Raw genomic sequence first — 17,590 nt, 5'->3', positions numbered from 1 at the left:
CATCGTTATTCCTGAATATTTGTTGTATAGTGAGTTAAAGCAGCAGCCTCCGGCTGCGGTTTTTTCCGGCTGCCGCTGCGCCACTGAATCAGTGCGGGCGGCATACTGAGATCGAATAAATCACGCCCCAGTACGCGATTAAGAATACGTGCAGATCTCCAGGCCATCAGGCTGAGCTGGGGTTCGGCGATGCCATGAGTTTGCATGCTGGCGTTGACCGCAAAGATGTTATTTTCTTTCGGGCCACTCCATTCCAGAGTGAAGTCATCACGCACTTTAAAGGTGTTCTTATCGTGCATGGTGATCAAGGGCATCAGTGAGGGAAGTATTTGTGGCAATGCAGAACGGTAACCTGTGGCGAAAATCACCACATCACTTTCCAGGCTCTCTCTGCCCCGATCCAGATGATGTTCCATCAATAACTTCCAGCCCGGACCACTACTTTCCAGAGTTGTTACCGAGCGGCTGGGTAGCAGACGGATATTTCTTGGTTTTCTCAGAACTTCAAAACGGTGGTACAACTCACGATAAATGGTCAGTAAAGAATCGGCAGTGATGCCATCCGATGTCATTTTCTGCTCATCCAGTAACTGATGGCGAATATCTTCCTTCAGTCCGGAGAAGCCTGAAATATATTCAGGTGTAAAATACTCATCAGCAAAAGCAGCCTCATCCAGTGCGTTAAAATTATTACGCCGTGAGACCCAGTTTATTTCCGCCGCTTCTCCCCATTCCCCGCGTAATGCATTAAGGAACAGGTCTGCACCACTCTGTCCTCCACCAACCACAGTTATCCGTTTTCCACTCAGGTCCGGCCGACGAAGATTCATTTCACTGGCATGGAAACAGGATTGTGTCACATGCTTCACACAGGGTGGTAAATAAGGTTGTTTTCCTGTACCAAGGCAGATATTGCGGGCAAAATATTCTCCCCGACTGGTCTGAACCAGAAACAATCGACTTTTTTTGTCGAAATCAATATTTTCAACGGTATGACTGAAATACAGGTTATTCATATCTTCAGCAGCCCAGCGGAGATAGTCAGAAAACTCTTCACGGGATACTGTACGTAGTCTGCTTGTAAGGAAGCGATAGAACTTTTTGTGCTTCACCAGATAGTTAACAAAGCTGTAGGGATTTGTAGGTGCAACTGCACTGACCAGATCTTTCAGAAAGACAGTCTGCATATGACAATCCGGTACCAGCATACCCGGATGCCAGGAAAAATGAGGATGTTCGTCAAAGAAGAGACAGTTCAGTTCTTCGATCTGATGTGACAATGCAGCAATACTGAGATTAAATGGCCCTGTCCCGACACCAATAAAATCGACACTTTTTTTCATGATTCATATTCCTGAGTTACCAGCCACAGCGGATTTTGCAGATTCTCAAGGTAATTCGGCAGCATGCGACTGCCGCCATCCTGGTCCGGCCAGGTCAGTTTTACCGGGTTCAGCACCACGCGAATGATTTGTGGCCTGAAGAGTGAGAAAAGCGCAAAACGCTCTGACATTTGTGGATGTTTGTTCATGTAATCACTCAACACTGCTGCCAGCAGTTGATAAAATCGCCTTTCAGGTACGCCAAGACGAACCATCAGTGGCGAAATAAAACGCAGTACTGTCACGAAGTGACCCGTCTGCAAATCATGGATTAAGTAGTCCGCACTCAGACGGGATGTGACATCACGCACCTCCTGAGGCAAAGAGTCCATTTCGGGAAACGCTTCTTTCACCAGCCGCATATCGCCCTGGAAGTCTTTCAGCAGAACACGCTGTGGTACCCCCTCTTTCATGGCGAGCGTTATATTTTGTCCGTGTGCAATAAGCGCGACACCGTAGCGGCAAAGCAGGTGATACAGCGGAACCACAACCACCCGGAACAATTGCGTAAGCCAGGTTTCAGCGTCCAGTCCGGAGCGGTCGATATATGCGCCTGCCAGCGGCTGATTGTTTTCGTCGCACTCCATCAGTGTTGCCATCAGAACCGGACTTTCATCCGGTTTCAGCCAGCGGCACGGATTCTCCCGCCAGATAACACCAAGCATTTCCTGGTAGCGATAGGGAGCCCGGGCAAGCGCGGCATAGCCTTCATGGGACACATAGCCTGCAGCCGGTTCACCAAGGATCACTGCGCCGCTTTGCACCAGGGTGGCGTCGGTCGCAAAAACCTGTTGCAGCCAGCGTGAAGCCAGTGGTCCGGCAGCGATATATCTGCCAGGGATCCCCCGGTAGCATGAGGTGTTGTAGATGGTCAGCGGCAGCTTGATATCCAGCCCTCCCCGGCGGCTGGCGTTGGTCAGGGTACGCAGCGACTGCTGGGCGAGCCACTGGTCGCCAAACTCGCCGAGAGACACCATCCTGCCTTCGGCAAAATCAGCGATGAAGTCGGTGGCGATTTTTTGCTGCCACTGCCACGGATGTACCGGCAGCGGCAGCCAGTTGTGATCCAGCCCGTTTTCCTGCCAGACCTGACTGAAGCGTGTAAACTCCTGCGGATCCATTGCGGCAGTCAACAACTGCTGAATATCCAGATCGTTGTCGCAGCGCCAGATCATATGTTCACGTTTTACCGCCAGCCAGTGCAGTCTGAAGGTGTTGGCATACTCTGGCGCATATCGTTCCAGCGCCTCTTTGCCCCAGCCACGGCGACCTTTATTAAAAACGAATTTAGGATGACCGCTCAGCAGGCATTGCAGACGATCGGCATCAAGATTAATCAGGTCACTGGCACTCAGTCCGCGACGGGCCTTCAGCAGTTGCAGGTCGCCCAGTAGCGTGGCATACAAATCCTGCATATGCTCTGCAACAGTGGCATCACTCATTGACAGCACCGGCTTTAGCTGCATCAGCAGCGTCTGCGCCAGTACTGGTTCGTCCGTGCAGCGCAACGTTTGGGCATCAATCCACAGCCAGCCCCAGATACCACGTTCAGCGATAAAGCGCCATTGTGCTCCCGGCAGGTTAATGCAGTAGTGGTCATCGCCCTGAGATTCCGCGTGGAAAACCTGCTCATACTCCATCTCAGACAACATTTTTGCCACCAGCCGACGGTTAACAAAATCCCAGTCCTTGTGATTCATTACAGACCGACCTCCGTGAAGAAGTGATGACGATCCGCCATCACCATGCGCGAGCGCTTATGTGGGAAGTCGAACTCTTTAATTGTCCGGTATCCCGCAGGCTCAAGATGGCGGAACAGGCGCTGGTTATCGGTGCGTGGCTCCAGTACTGTGCGCTGCGTACGGGGCTCATCCAGCAGCAGGTAATGTGTCAGCCCGCGCAGCCAGCTTTGCACATAGTGGGCCCCGCGCCATTGCTGTTCACCAACCAGCAGATGCAGGCCACGGTCAAAGGGCTGCCACGAATAGTGACGACCAATGCGGTCTTCCGCCGCCCAGTAGATTTCAAAATAGCTGAATGGCCGATCGTCGAAGCACCCAATCAGCGGGAATGCATGTTTACCGGTGAGCTGGCGCTCCAGATAGGCGGTCTGTACCTCCAGTGAGCCACTTTGCTCCCAGAAATACTCAACGCGCGGATCATTCATCCAGCGGGTGAAACGTTCTGCATCAGAAACGGGATCGGCAATGCGGAAACTCAGCATCCTGCGAATACGTGGGTCGTAACGGCGGTAAACCTCACCCTGCGGACGGGGTGGGCGCTGCGGGAAATAAATCTCACGCTCTGCATCAAAAACCATTTCACCGGAGGCCCGGTTTGCCGGTGAACTCAACCATAACGGTAACTGCCAGAAGGCGGTACGATGGATAATGTCGCTTTTTACCTGCCCAAAAAGCGTCAGCGCCTGTGGCTCCTCACACCATTCGGCCCAGGGGAGAGCCACTGCTGACAGTTGTGGTGCGGCGATAAATATCTGATCCAGCGCATCGCACAGCCACCCTGTCGGCAGCTCCCCGGGACAGTGCAACACCGCGCTATTGTCCAGTCCCCAGCCAAGATTCAGGGGCTTGTCGAGTTTTTCACAGCGCAGTCCATATCTGCTGTGAATAATGTTTGCCTCAGACATTCAGACCTCCTGAGCCTGCAGCGGGTTAGCGAAATCGAAATAGATCACCGAAGGGTCAACAATGGTGTTCTCGTTATGATCGTTCAGATAACAGAAAAAGTTACCTTTTACGTTCCAGTACGGACTTTCCAGCACGTAGTTGAGACAGGTTTTATGAGTCACCTGATCACGCACTTCAGCCAGCGATGCTCGTACACGAGCCATCAGATTCGATTCGCTGTCCAGCCCGGCAGCCCCCAGCGCAGCGGTCACAGCAAAAGTGGAGTTAACCAGCAGGTAATAAGGGAAATAGCGCAGCAACTGCTCATGGGTGAAAATATTTTCCGCCTGCGCCTCGCCAATAGAATCGAGCCAGTCTGTCGCGTGAGGCATAAAAGCGCTGCCCTGACAGTCACGGTAAATAAATCCGACCGGCAGATCCCCAAGCATCTGGACAAGAATATTTTGCTGATGCGCCAGCAGCACCAGGCCGTAATCCGCTTCAGCCGTAAACAGCGGCTTTAGCACTTGCTGACAGTATGCATCGACCCATGCATGGGCGGCCTGTTGCACAGTGATACCGAGGCGATCGCTCAGGCGTTTTACCGCCGAAACCAGCAGCGAATCACCGCCATCAGGTGCGGCCTGAGTCAGGGAGACCAGTACGTTGGTCTGGCTTTTCGGCTGATCCACCAGCAGATTTTCACGCAGGGCAAACAGACTTTCCTGCATGATGTTGCCGTTAAGATCGAGCAGCCCGGCCCAGCCATCCTCCTGCATTACCCGGAAAGTCGGGAAGCGGACCTGTAGCATCTGCCAGCCGTCGGTTTGAGCCAGGCGTGCCAGGCGCATCCCACGCTTCACTTCTTTCACGGACAGAGTACGGATGGAGTTGGTCAGCCGTACGCTCAGGGAGAACTTGATCATATCGCGGCTGGTGGCACAGTAGAGGGAACGGGAAGAGGTGGTCGGCAGCCACGACGTGCCGGCCTCACCTAAGTCTTTAATCAGCCCTTTAGCAACAAGTGCCTGGCACCACCCCTGCTGCAAAAGATATTCCCCCTGCCACGGGTGCAACGGGAACAGCCATTGGTTGTCACTTAATTCGTTGAGTAACTGAGGCGCATTCTCTGCGGCAAATCGCGTCAGCCGCTGTTGAAGGTTGAGATGCAAACTTTCACCGGCGATTTGCGTTTTATCCACCGAAAACCACCGCAGTGGGAAGTGGGGTGCCATATCAGGCAGGTAGCGTTCAGCCTCCCGCCGGTTAAACGGTTCATGAGACTTAGGCGCAGGGTGGAAAGCGTGTCCTGTCAGCAGCGCCTGCTCAGCTTCGCCAAAATTCAACGCTTTTTCACGCAGGGCGGTCCAGTCATGACGGGCATCAATTGCCTGTTGCGTATGGGCGTGGCTTTCCAGCACGCGCTGGTGGAAAGTTTCGCAGAGGGGAACGGGCAGAAACAGTTGATGCCGTAGCTTATCAATAATAAGCCGGGAGAGAGTGGTAAAGTCGACAGGATAACTGCCTGATGCCGTGACCAGACGTGCAGGAAATGCAAAGCGGTGATGCTGGGTTGGGGAGAAATAAGCCACTCTGAAATGGAGCGATTTCTGCTCATCCAGCGGGATGATCAATTCGTCTGGCGGGTATTCTGTCAGTTTCCAGTCTGTGGTTTCACGAATCAGTGCATTCAGGAAGCACTGCGCAGCCACATCTGTGGCTGGTTTTTCAGAGGGCAGGGTCATAGTCAAACAGCTCCCACACAGTAAAATAATAACAATTATGTCAATAATGATTCTCATTATCAATAAGAAATGTTATTGTCAGATAAATTAATTTTACAAATAAACACAATTAATACATGGAGTTGAAACATTAAAATGTCACCTGGGATCGAAGATACGCCCCAAAAACCACTGTCCTGCTGGCCACTTGCGTTCAGTGCCGGGCTTCTCGGTATCGGGCAGAACGGTCTGCTGGTTGTGCTCCCTGTTCTGGTCATACAGACAAATCTGAGTCTGTCTGTATGGGCTGCCCTGCTGATGCTTGGCTCAATGCTGTTTCTGCCATCGTCCCCGTGGTGGGGAAAGCAAATTTCCCGTACTGGCAGTAAACCTGTGGTGTTGTGGGCTCTGGGAGGATATGGCATAAGCTTTACCCTGCTAGGGCTGGGAAGCGTGCTGATGGCTACCAGCGCCATAACAACAGCGGTGGGACTGGGAATATTAATCATCGCCCGGATCGCCTACGGGCTGACCGTGTCGGCAATGGTGCCAGCCTGTCAGGTCTGGGCATTGCAGAGAGCAGGAGAAGGGAATCGCATGGCCGCTCTGGCAACCATCAGCTCCGGCCTGAGTTGCGGCAGGCTATTCGGGCCGCTGTGCGCGGCAGCAATGCTGGCCATTCATCCTCTGGCGCCACTGGGGCTGCTGATGGCAGCCCCAGTGCTGGCGCTGCTGATGCTGCTGCGGTTGCCCGGCACACCACCACAGCCCACACCGGAGTACAAGAGCGTCAGTCTGAAGCGGGATTGTCTGCCTTATCTGCTTTGCGCAATATTACTGGCTGCGGCGGTGAGCATGATGCAGCTTGGACTTTCGCCTGCCCTTACTCGCCAGTTCGCCACGGATACCACCGCCATTAGCCAACAGGTGGCCTGGCTGTTGGGTCTGTCCGCAGTAGCTGCGCTTATCGCGCAGTTCGGGGTACTCCGTCCGCAGCGCCTGACTCCGGTGGCCCTGCTCCTGAGTGCCGGAGTGTTGATGAGTGGTGGTCTGGCTATCATGCTCTCCGAACAGCTATGGTTGTTTTACCCGGGCTGTGCAGTGCTGTCATTTGGAGCAGCTCTGGCAACACCCGCTTATCAACTTCTACTGAATGATAAGCTGGCTGATGGCGCAGGCGCGGGCTGGCTCGCTACCAGTCACACACTTGGCTATGGACTGTGCGCTTTGCTGGTGCCGCTGGTATCGAAAACAGGTGTCGCAATCGCGCTGATTATGGCAGCATTATTTGCAACTATATTATTTACCATTGTGTCTGTATTTATCTGGCATTACCGTACTATCAAATAAAGATATGATCATCACCTTACTGGAGTAAATCAGAGGATATGAGAGAGGACCTGCGTCTGATGAAAGCATGTCAGGCAGTGTTCTGGCTTGCTGCCCCCGCCACTCCGTCATGTCTCTCAGAGAATCATGTCAGAGCTGTAGATATATCCTGAACTTGTTTACAAATAATTTCTTATTTTTTGCGCATAACATTCAGCAATAACTCCCCTTCTGGCCATTGAATTAAAATGTGTACTTCTCTGTGACGTTGTCCAGCTTAATTCTGTCCTCCATGATGACCCCAGATACCCGACAGATAAATCATCGGCATCTTCTTCTGGCTCATTAGTTAATTCATGTCGGTTACTATCCTGAAAGCTGAGAAAATGTATTTCATCATCAGTCCGTTGTCTGTAATGTCCATATATAAAATCATATTCTTTTTGATAAGATTCCTTCCAGTACCAGGTTGTATCACCACACAACCATGGAACTCTTTCTGACGAATTACCAACACACTGAGATGAGTATTCAGATAACTCAGACCTGAAAGAAGTTACCATCTGATAAAACAAGTCAGGATGCTTTTCATAATCTGGTGACATAAGATCAAACTCCCCCTGCATCCAGCAGACAGATAGCAGTTTATTCTTTCTGTTATATTCCAGAGCTACCTTAACCCGGGCTACTAAGTCCTCATAGAGTGCTGTTCCGGTGCCCCACCGCATTGCATCAGCTGTTGCCCCTGTATCAGGTACATACATACCTTCAGCTCCAACAGTAAAGGCGGCACCTCCTCTGCAACAAGGAACCAGTAATATCCCTGCTTGCTCAGGTATGTATGGCAGTAACTTTTTAGCTATATGCAATCCCTGTCCGACACAACCATATTCCCCTTTATGCAAATCAGCAGCCGGATGGTGATATCCACTCATATCCTGAACATCATGCAGGCAGTGATCTGCCGGAATAATCTCATTGAATTTACACTCTTTTCCTCCTGGTGTGATTGTTTTTCGACGAGCCAGTTGTTTTACACGGGACTCGGGTTTGTCGAGTGTATCTGGCAGGGGAATACCTTCACCGTAGGCCATACCATTAGACTGTCCTGCGAGGGCTATCACATACCAGAAACCTATTTTTTCATTAAAATCATGATGATACATCATTCCCCCTTTACATAATAGATTTAATTAAATATTTTCATTATTAAAAGAAAGTGTTAAATTAAAAACTCATTTGCTCTAATCCATATAAATCAATATATGTCCGACAACAAAAAAACCGTGTTACCCGGGCTAACAACGACCAGAAAGCCCATTGTTACAAAAAAACTTTCAGAAATCGTTGCCGAAGAGCTTGAAAGAATGATCCGCCAGGAGGAGATAAGGGAAGGTGAATACCTGCCTTCTGAACGTGAACTTATGGCATTCTTTGGCGTTGGAAGACCATCTGTCAGAGAGGCTTTATCATCTCTCAGACATAAAGGGCTAATCCGGTATAACAAGGGAGAAAAAGCCAGTGTCTGCCGTCCATCACCAGAAACCATCATTAATGGGTTATCAGGCATTGTTAAAGATTTTTTATCTACAGCTGATGGCATCAAGGATTTTGAAAGACTACGCATCTTTTTTGAAACCAACCTTGTAAGATATGCAGCAAAAAATGCAACGCCTGAGGATATTCACAGGCTTGAGAAGGTGCTCAGTATCCATCATAACTCACTGAGAACCCCCGAAGTGTATGCTCAATATGATATTGAATTTCATAGTATACTTGCTGATATACCTGACAATAAAGTATTAAAAACAATACACTCAGCATTTTCTGAATGGCTGATAATGGCCAAACCTCTGGAAAAGAATAAAATGACATATGAAAATAACAAAAAAACCCATCAGCAGCATATTGAAATACTTACGGCCATAAAAGAGCATGATTGTGATAAAGCTGAACAGCTAATGTATAATCACCTTTATAAACGAATTGAAGCATCATAGTTACTCGACGCTTCACCAGGTAGTCACCATAAATATTATTTAAATCCATGAGAATACATCCAGTCCATAAACAGTTTTATCCATCCTCCAACAGGAAGATCTGTGGCCCACTGAATACTAAAACCATGCCCTCCTTTCTCATAGAGATGCATTTCAGCAGAAACACCTTTCTCTATTAGGCCACGGTACATGAGCAGACTGTTTTCAATTGACACAAGATCATCATCACAACAATGGAGTAAAAACACAGGAGGAAAACATGATGTGACATTAAGATCCGCACTATATTGTATTATATTTTCTGAGGTACTATTGTCCCCCAGTAATTGCTTCCTGGAGCCTGGATGTGTCACATCATCTTTCATTGATATTACAGGATAAATTAACCCGACAAAATCGGGAATAGCGAAAATCTCTTGTTCTTTACTGTCAGAAGAACGTTTGAAATCACAAATCTGATTCACAAACGTTGAGGCGATATGCCCCCCAGCAGAAAATCCTAATACACCAATACGATGACGCTGTAGATGCCATTTATCAGCATTCTTACGAATATAAAGCATTGCAGATATTGCATCAATAAAAGTTTTGTTTATATTTTCTCCCTCAACTGGCGATGGTAATCTGTAACTAAGAACAAATAATGTATAGCCCTGAGATAAAAACTCTGGAGCAAGAGCTGTACCTTCCTTATCTAACATAACAGCCTGGTAGCCCCCCCCGGGAATAATCAATATTCCTGTTCCATTTGGTTTATCTGGTAAAAAAATAATTAACTGAGGAGCATAAATATCTGTCAATACACGATCAAGTTCAAATTCCCCGTTATGTTCAGGATCCTGATAAATACGGCCTGAAAGAGATTTACTCTCAGATATTGTCTCACTTGACAAGTCAACAATAGTTGATTTATTAAACAAGCTTAACATCATTTCATTTAAAGATCTATCTTTATTCATTATAAACCCCATTAAAATAACTCAGGTGACTGAACAACTAATACAGTCACCTGCATTACAGTTATTTAACAATCTTTATTTGTTTGTCATTTTTTTTCAGATAAATAACATCTGAAACAGCTTTACCATCTTTTTTCTCCCCCCCCAGAATGAGCATCCCCCCCTGCCAGGGCAGGCTTACACCATAAGCAAGTCCTTCCGGCAAAGAACCAACTTTTTTCCAGTCATTTTTTATTAGCTGATATATCTCTTTTGAATAGGCTTTATCCAGTCCTTTATGAGACCAGTATTCACCATTGCTATACTTTTCTGCCGCTCCCGGGAAATATGCACCACCGGCCAGAAAGATATTTCCATCAATAACAGAGGCATATGCTCCTGACACCCCCTCGGGTGAAGCTACTGGTGGAAGTTCAGACCATTTAATTCGATCATGCGAAAGCTCCCCCGTCCAGGATCTAACAGAACGAAGCCCCGGTTTTCTCTCCCCTCCCAGTATATAAATTTGCTGTTCTGCAAAAATCACCGATGAACCAGCAGTTCCCGGAAATGGAGTCGTTCCCAGGTTCTTCCACTGGTTTTTTGACGGGTCATAAGAAATTATATGATTATTTAAAAAATAATCATCAGCAGGTTTACTAAAATAATCCCTGTTGACTTTCTCTGTCAGCGCGGAATTCCCTTTTGATAACTCGACATCTGAAAAGTATCCATTAAAAATATTCTCATTTACACCACCAGTAGATACCGCATGACCATTATGGATAAAAGAAACATGACCGGCAAGAGATACAGGGGGACGGGTCATCAATTTTTCCCATTTATCTTTAGCAATATCATAGGAATAGACATCTTTTTGTAAGGTTATGACTCCACTTGTATCTTTTCCAATTCCTCCAAATACATAGATCTTACCATCAATAATAGTAGCTGTTGCCTGCTCTCTGGGAACTGTCGGCCATTGCGCTATCTTAGTCCATTTTTTTTCACTCTGGTTTGTATCTATCATATACCAGTTATTTCCCAGACTTCCCAGTCCTATATATATTTTACCATTCTCGATCCCTCCTACACCATATTTAAATGGTTCAGGAATTTCCGGTAAAGCTCCGGCTACCGACGTTCCAATAAACAAGCAGAAGGGAAGATATATAAAGTTTTTCACTTTCATTGTAATCACCTTTTAAAAATTAATCAGAACACCGACACGGTAACTATTTTCATGTTTATTATCTTTCCCCTTATACACCCCTTGTTTATCCAAGTAATCATATTCTATATATGGGGTGAACACCGGTGACATTTTATATTGCAGAACAAATGCATTTTCAGTTGCTGTTTTTTTATGATTCCCATATTTGAAATTATTAACCTTCGTATATACCGTGGTCTGCCATGCAAACAACCATGAATCATTAATTTTGTATGTCACATAACCATCAAACTGATGCTGATCATTACGCGCCCTGTTGCCATCTAAATCCGTCTGTCGGAAAGCTTTCCAGTCATAGCGATAGCGTAAGGCCAGATTAAGATCTGGCGTTGCCTGATACGAAATTTTCAGATAAGGGTTATACTGACTTCCTGCTGACATCCATTGTGTCTGAATCCCTGGGATTAGAGCCCATTTGTCATCTATTTTATATGTTTTATTTATATCTATTTTATTATAATTGAGTGCAAACAATTCATTTTCATTGTTGTGAATTGTATTCCAGGTGTTTGACTCAAAACTTGCCCACCAACCATTATTCCACCCCTGACTAACCTGAATCAACGTTTCATAAGCGTGACTGGCGCTTCTGTATCCCCCACGTAGATTAAGAGTTAATGCCTGAGAGCACAAAGGTAAACCAAGAAGAATTACAGTTAATAGTGGATAATATTTTTTCATAAATGCCTCATCATTAAATATATTTATCACTTGTAATTTGATTTCTCAATAAAACTTATGTTCCGCAAGCCATTCCAGAAGCAGGCTTTGCCATTTTTCTATCGGATATCCATTTTTTCCGGATACACCAAATCCATGACCTCCCTTATCAAAAAAATGAGCTTCTGCATGATGTCCCTTATCCCGAATAGAGTTAAAATATCTCAGAGAATGAATAACTGGAACATCCTTATCATCTGTTGCATGCACAATAAAGACTGGTGGCATATACTCTGTAACACTATTTTCAAGACTGGCTGAATATTCACTTTCACCTGCATCCAGAAGACGTTTCCGGCATCCCTGATGAGCAATACTCCTGTCAAGAGATATAACTGGATATATCAGAGCCATCCAGTCAGGACGCACAGAAGTCTCTTCCTCATAATGGAGATGAGTAATATATCCAGCAAGATGACCACCTGCCGAAAACCCCATACATCCAACACTCTTAAATGTTCTCTCCGACATTCCGGCCCAGTAAGAAATAAAGTTCAGGGCATTCTTCGCATCTGCAAAGGAATAATAACCATTAACGGAGGGCATTCTGTAAGAAAGAATAAATGCCGTATATCCCTGACCTGCTATCCATCTGCCAACATCAAGTCCCTCTCTTTCATAAACAATCCTCCTGTATCCACCTCCAGGTATAATCAGCACACTATGTTGATTAGATACAACAGGCTCAACAACTGTAATAAGGGGCACAATACCTGTATATATTATGCCATCGCCAGTATTCTCAAATAGCGAACTGTCAGTTATATAACGCTCATAATTATCAAGAGAATATATATTCTCCCTGTAATGAATCATTTTTTTATTCCCTGATAGCATCCGTTATTCTTCTGCAACATTCTTTTTTCTTGCTCCATAAAAAGGTTTTCCATCGACAGTATCATATTCAAGCGCAGCTTCTGGATGGATCCATCTCTGTACACGTGATGGCATATCAAAACCAATAAGGACAAGAACAACAAATGTTAAGATAAAAGCAAGAGAACACATTGCTGTACCAAGACTTGTATGAGACGCAACAACTGCACCAAGAATAGGCGCACATGCTCCACCAAGTGAACCTACATTATAAATAAACCCCAGTCCTGCCGCACGCTGCTCCACATTAAAATAACCACTGATTATTTTCGGCACCAGAGCACCAATCCCCTGACCAAAAACCTGCTGAGTAAAGATTAGAAGGCCAAGTAACCATACATAGTCCCGGTCCACAAGAAAAACGGGGATAATAACAAGCTGACCGATAAGAAGTGATATAACATATGCTTTTCGGGTTCCAAGCCAGTCCCCCATAAAACCACCTATACAACTTCCAGCTGCAGAGCCAAAACCTGCCAGCATAAATATGAGAGCAACAGTTTCTGGTGAATACTGCATATCAACCTTAAGCCATGTAGGAAGAAAAGCCTGCAGTGGCCATCCGTAGAGGAAACAGAACATAACCACAAGCATCAACATAATGCCTGTTGGCCATCTTTTCCCCATACCCTGATATATAAAACTGATAAAAACAGCCGCACAGCACAATGCCATAACTGTGATTAAAGCAGCGTTTGCAGTGACGCCTGAAAAACAAACATATAGACATGCAAATGCAATACAAGACAGAAGAATATTTATGTATTTATTCTTTTCTCTGTACAGAATATCCACCATTGTTCTGACGGGTTTATTCTCTTGTTGCCTTTTTTGCCAGTCATCAGACTCCGGAAGATTCTTGCGAAGATAAAAAGCAAATAATATTGGAAGCATGCCGACAAAGAAAAGAGAACGCCAGCCCCATAGTGGTACTACAATGCTATAAACCTGTGCAGCTAAACCTCCCCCAATAGAAAATCCAGAAATTAAAAAACCACTTGCCTTGTTTCTGAGATGAACAGGCCAGCTTTCGATAACATATGTTACACTTGAGCCATATTCACCTGCCATACCAAGCCCAATAACAATGCGAGCAATAAACATCACTGCATATCCAGGAGCCAGACCACAGGCAAGGGTTCCGAGAGAGAATAGCACTATACTTAAAACCATTGCCATCCTGCGCCCCATCTTGTCCGATAAAGCGCCAATAGCAAGCCCCCCAAACCATCGAGAAATAAAAGCAGCGGAAATAAGGCTTGCCGCTTCTATTGTCGTCAAGCCGAATTCATGCTGAACCTCTGTAAGAACCAGAGATATCAGAACGAAATCAAAACCATCAAGTAAATAACCTGTCCATGCCGCACCGAATATCTTCCACTGTCTGGGTGAAAGATGCTTATACCAAACCTGCTTTTTCTGAATACAGGAGTCCATATTAAACCTCACAATAATAGCGGATTTATAATACACTGGAGTATTACTTTAAGTAATACAATCCCGGTCCCAAAGAGTTGCACCAATAAGACCAGAGTCACTTCTGAAATATGCCGGAAACAGCATTACATTACAAATTTCAGAATATATGGAAAGATGTTTCGACACTTTCTGAACATACCCATCAGCAAGTCCAACACTTCCTCCGACAACAACAACCTGACAATCAAGCAGTAATTTTAAACTTACTATTAATTCAGCAATAGTACTGGCAGAACGCTCTGTCAAAAATTCTGCTTCCTTATATCCCTGTCTCGCTAATTCAAAAATATATTTGGTGCTATATCCTGCAAGTTTATTTTTTGCTGCCCCCATGATGGCCCGACCAGATGAAACCGCTTCAACGCATCCCCGACGACCACATCCACATTCTGTATCCGTTACTCCGGACAATATATGCCCAACATGTCCGGCTAATCCAGAAACACCTGTTAATAATTTTCTGTTAACTACAATTCCCCCTCCAACCCCCGTAGAAACGGTTATAAAAACCATATCACAAATTTCTTTCGGCAAAACTGTATATTCTGCCCATGCGGCTGCCTGGGCATCATTTATCACACTTCCATTTAAACCAGTTATATCTTCCATTATATTTTTCAGAGGATACTCTTTCAGCCCTCCAAGATTGTCTGGATTCAGAGCTGTCAATACTCCATTATTAATAATCCCTGTTGATGCTACTGCAAATCGCTCCGCTGTTCCCTTCATTTCAGAAACCAGTAGACGTAAAGCCCCTGTCATTTCGTCAGGACATCTTTCATGAGGTGTTGATATCTGTTTTTTCAGCAAAAATGAACCGTCATCAGATATCAACGCCGCTGAAATTTTCGTTCCTCCTATATCAACAGCCAGTGTTATCATTCATTTTCACCTATATAACAATCTTGCAATTATTCAGATTATTTTCATTTTTTTGTTTCTGTCATGTTCTTCGAACAGTCGCTCTGCAAGTTTTGATAATACATCCAGATTCTTTTCCTTTACCGGAGAAAAAGGACTTCTGCATACAGGAGTATTTATAATCCCCATATAGTAAAGAAGAGTTTTTATACCTGCCAGGACACCACTCTGAATAAGAGTGTCAATAACCTGGTTACAGGCTACTTGCATTTCCTTCGCCTTAATCACATCATTGTTTTTGACTGCTTCAAATATTTCAAGATAACGCCACCCCATTATATTATATGTACTACCGATTCCCCCATCTGCACCTGCAATTAACCCTGATGCAAATATTTCATCGTAACCATTATATAACACAAGCTCTGGATGATTCCTTTTGATTTGTTCCATCTGGAATAAATCACCGGATGTCTGTTTTAATGCACAAACCCTGGGTATTGTGACAAGCTCATTTATCTGATCTAAAGAAAAACGCACTCCGCTAAGAGCCGGTATATTATAAACTACCATCGGAAGTCCATCTGCAGAATCAATAATCTTCCTGTAATGGATACAATGCTCTTCAAATGAAAAAGGATAATAAAATGGAGTAACAGCAGATATAGCATGATATCCGTATTTTTTTGCAGCTTTTGCAAGTACCTCGCTTTCTGCCGTACTGATGCCGCCCACATGCGCTATAAGTGTCAGTCTTCCATCTGATTCATCGGCTACTGTTTCAAGAATTTTTTCTCGCTCTGCAACATTCTGAAGAAATGCTTCTCCAGTAGAGCCTCCAACATACAATCCCTTAATATTTTGTTCGATATTAAAACGGATCAGTTTTCGAAGACTCTCCATATCGATTTGCTGGGATTGGTCATAAGGAGTGGGTAATGCTGATATGACCCCTTTAAATTCACATTGCATTTTTAATCACCTTCACTTAACTGCATAATGGGATACCTAGTACACCATCAAGTACAAAGATTATCCAACAGAAAAGAAGCACAATGTGAAGATTATCAAAAAAAAACCATCAGAAAGCTGTCATGCCGCTCAGTTAAGGATCGGTTGATCGATCCAGTGTCCAGTTACTATTCTCTGCGTAACCCTCTGCGACTATCTTGCCCCGGAACTGATTACCCACAGCCCTGAAGAGTCCGACACTGTCACGCTACGCAAACGGCGTCTTCCTCTGGAAATGATGGCCTGGTGAATTATCAGTATGGCCCATGAGCGTAAGGAACCTTCACCAGATTGTGAACCGGCTGGACACATGCTGCCAGGTAGTCGCCCCTTTGTCGCGCCGTGATCCATGCCCAGCAGCGGCCAGGAAGCGGGGCCGTACGCCACGTGTTCACGTAAACAGCGCAGCCCTGACATAACACCACGCTGTATCCGCTCTGGTGCAATATGAACCTGCTGACCATCGATGGCGTGTTCTAACTAACACAGGACACGCCAGAACACGACATAAAGCTTCACTCGCCAGATACATGGTAAGCGTAAACTGACCGCCGTATGTAGCCATTAAGCCAGTATTGGTAACGTAGGTGCCCACCTTTTCATCAACTAGTGGACACCTGTTATGGAACAGAAAATATTATCCGCAGAACCCCGCAGAACATTTTCAAATGAGTTTAAACTTCAAATGGTTAAACTGGCTTCACAACTAGGAGCCTCTGTTGCCCGTATTGCCAGGGAACACGATATCAATGATAACCTCCTGTTCAAATGGCTCAGGCTCTGGCAGAACGAAGGGCGTATATCGCGGCGTCTTCCGGTAACAACCTCTTCTGACGCTGGCGTTGAATTATTACCTGTTGAGATAACGCCTGATGAGCAGAAAGAGCCTATGGCGGCTCTTACTCCGCTTTTATCCACTCCTTCACAAAGCACAGTCAGTGCCAGTTCCTGTAAAGTTGAGTTCCGCCACGGTAACATGACGCTGGAAAATCCTTCACCAGAGCTGCTCACGGTGTTGATCCGTGAACTGACCGGGAGGGGGCGATGATCTCGCTCCCATCAGACACTCGAATCTCGCTGGTTGCCGGCGTTACTGATATGCGTAAATCCTTCAACGGTCTGGGTGAACAGGTACAACATGTGCTGGATGAGAACCCCTTCTCCGGTCACCTGTTCATCTTCCGTGGCCGACGGAGTGACATGATTAAAATCCTCTGGGCTGATGCTGATGGTCTGTGCCTGTTCACCAAACGCCTGGAGGAAGGCCTGTTTATCTGGCCTGCGGTGCGTGACGGTAAGGTATCCATTACCCGCTCGCAGCTGGCAATGCTCCTCGATAAGCTAGACTGGCGTCAGCCAAAAACATCCCGTCTTAACGCACTGACAATGTTGTAAAAATGTCATGGCCG

Annotated in this window: 16 protein-coding genes and 1 pseudogene; 5 read left to right on the top strand and 12 right to left on the bottom strand. The window is 45.9% G+C overall.

The window, feature by feature from the left end; translation table 11 throughout:
- Positions 1 to 5: 5 nt before the first annotated feature.
- Genes iucD through iucA form a run of 4 tightly spaced genes read right to left on the bottom strand, consistent with a single transcriptional unit; the run spans position 6 to position 5,754 of the window.
- Positions 6 to 1,343, bottom strand: a complete 1,338-nt coding sequence (gene iucD / locus HBM92_RS04205) for an NADPH-dependent L-lysine N(6)-monooxygenase IucD (RefSeq protein WP_000750139.1) — start codon at positions 1,341 to 1,343, stop codon at positions 6 to 8.
- Positions 1,340 to 3,082, bottom strand: coding sequence for an NIS family aerobactin synthetase IucC (gene iucC / locus HBM92_RS04200; RefSeq protein WP_001015709.1), 1,743 nt, complete (start codon positions 3,080 to 3,082; stop codon positions 1,340 to 1,342). The genes iucD and iucC overlap by 4 nt, the downstream gene beginning before the upstream one ends.
- Entirely contained in the window at positions 3,082 to 4,029 is a 948-nt protein-coding gene (gene iucB / locus HBM92_RS04195) for a N(6)-hydroxylysine O-acetyltransferase IucB (RefSeq protein WP_001287497.1), read from the bottom strand. Before iucB ends, iucC begins: the two co-directional genes overlap by 1 nt.
- On the bottom strand, positions 4,030 to 5,754 hold the full coding sequence (gene iucA / locus HBM92_RS04190) for an aerobactin synthase IucA (protein ID WP_001299620.1): 1,725 nt from the start codon (positions 5,752 to 5,754) through the stop codon (positions 4,030 to 4,032).
- Positions 5,755 to 5,889: 135 nt separating this feature from the next.
- On the opposite strand from iucA, the gene HBM92_RS04185 reads away from it, so the two are divergent.
- The gene (locus HBM92_RS04185) at positions 5,890 to 7,083 is read left to right on the top strand and encodes an MFS transporter (RefSeq protein WP_000074482.1); all 1,194 of its coding nucleotides are present in this window, start codon (positions 5,890 to 5,892) and stop codon (positions 7,081 to 7,083) included.
- A 158-nt stretch (positions 7,084 to 7,241) separates the two neighbouring features.
- Here the strand turns inward: HBM92_RS04185 and HBM92_RS04180 are convergent, their stop codons facing one another.
- Positions 7,242 to 8,228 (bottom strand): sialate O-acetylesterase, encoded by a 987-nt coding sequence (locus tag HBM92_RS04180; protein ID WP_000274668.1) that lies wholly within the window; start codon positions 8,226 to 8,228, stop codon positions 7,242 to 7,244.
- Between the two features lie 99 nt (positions 8,229 to 8,327).
- On the opposite strand from HBM92_RS04180, the gene nanR reads away from it, so the two are divergent.
- Positions 8,328 to 9,062 carry a transcriptional regulator NanR gene (gene nanR, locus HBM92_RS04175; protein WP_001282578.1) on the top strand — a complete coding sequence of 245 codons (735 nt, stop codon included), beginning with the start codon at positions 8,328 to 8,330 and terminating at the stop codon, positions 9,060 to 9,062.
- Between the two features lie 35 nt (positions 9,063 to 9,097).
- Here the strand turns inward: nanR and HBM92_RS04170 are convergent, their stop codons facing one another.
- From HBM92_RS04170 to HBM92_RS04140, 7 genes are read right to left on the bottom strand one after another with little or no spacing between them, the layout of a single operon-like run.
- Positions 9,098 to 10,033 (bottom strand): alpha/beta hydrolase, encoded by a 936-nt coding sequence (locus tag HBM92_RS04170; RefSeq protein WP_001328061.1) that lies wholly within the window; start codon positions 10,031 to 10,033, stop codon positions 9,098 to 9,100.
- A gap of 49 nt (positions 10,034 to 10,082) precedes the next feature.
- Positions 10,083 to 11,192, bottom strand: coding sequence for an N-acetylneuraminate epimerase (locus tag HBM92_RS04165; RefSeq protein WP_000865296.1), 1,110 nt, complete (start codon positions 11,190 to 11,192; stop codon positions 10,083 to 10,085).
- 12 nt (positions 11,193 to 11,204) lie between these two features.
- Positions 11,205 to 11,915: an oligogalacturonate-specific porin KdgM family protein gene (locus HBM92_RS04160; RefSeq protein ID WP_001296386.1), complete on the bottom strand. Its 711-nt coding sequence runs from the start codon at positions 11,913 to 11,915 to the stop codon at positions 11,205 to 11,207.
- 45 nt (positions 11,916 to 11,960) lie between these two features.
- Positions 11,961 to 12,770, bottom strand: a complete 810-nt coding sequence (locus HBM92_RS04155) for an alpha/beta hydrolase (RefSeq protein ID WP_000582244.1) — start codon at positions 12,768 to 12,770, stop codon at positions 11,961 to 11,963.
- Positions 12,771 to 12,794: 24 nt separating this feature from the next.
- Complete coding sequence (locus HBM92_RS04150) at positions 12,795 to 14,267, bottom strand: MFS transporter (protein ID WP_000376547.1); 1,473 nt, start codon at positions 14,265 to 14,267, stop codon at positions 12,795 to 12,797.
- Between the two features lie 48 nt (positions 14,268 to 14,315).
- Positions 14,316 to 15,191, bottom strand: a complete 876-nt coding sequence (locus HBM92_RS04145) for an N-acetylmannosamine kinase (RefSeq protein WP_000629094.1) — start codon at positions 15,189 to 15,191, stop codon at positions 14,316 to 14,318.
- 33 nt (positions 15,192 to 15,224) lie between these two features.
- Positions 15,225 to 16,142 carry an N-acetylneuraminate lyase gene (locus HBM92_RS04140; protein WP_001149834.1) on the bottom strand — a complete coding sequence of 306 codons (918 nt, stop codon included), beginning with the start codon at positions 16,140 to 16,142 and terminating at the stop codon, positions 15,225 to 15,227.
- Between the two features lie 117 nt (positions 16,143 to 16,259).
- Here HBM92_RS04140 and HBM92_RS04135 point away from each other — a divergent pair.
- The 3 genes and pseudogenes from HBM92_RS04135 to tnpB form a co-directional block, all read left to right on the top strand.
- Positions 16,260 to 16,658: pseudogene (locus HBM92_RS04135) on the top strand (transposase domain-containing protein); the annotation flags it as partial.
- A gap of 145 nt (positions 16,659 to 16,803) precedes the next feature.
- Positions 16,804 to 17,229 carry an IS66-like element accessory protein TnpA gene (tnpA, locus tag HBM92_RS04130; RefSeq protein WP_000435655.1) on the top strand — a complete coding sequence of 142 codons (426 nt, stop codon included), beginning with the start codon at positions 16,804 to 16,806 and terminating at the stop codon, positions 17,227 to 17,229.
- Positions 17,226 to 17,576: an IS66 family insertion sequence element accessory protein TnpB gene (gene tnpB / locus HBM92_RS04125; protein ID WP_000624646.1), complete on the top strand. Its 351-nt coding sequence runs from the start codon at positions 17,226 to 17,228 to the stop codon at positions 17,574 to 17,576. The genes tnpA and tnpB overlap by 4 nt, the downstream gene beginning before the upstream one ends.
- The last annotated feature ends 14 nt before the right edge of the window (positions 17,577 to 17,590 follow it).

This window comes from Escherichia sp. E.sYA108 (assembly GCF_011754335.1).
GTDB lineage: Bacteria > Pseudomonadota > Gammaproteobacteria > Enterobacterales > Enterobacteriaceae > Escherichia > Escherichia coli.
Note: the sequence above shows the minus strand (reverse complement) of the source record. Positions and strands in the feature narration are given on the sequence as shown.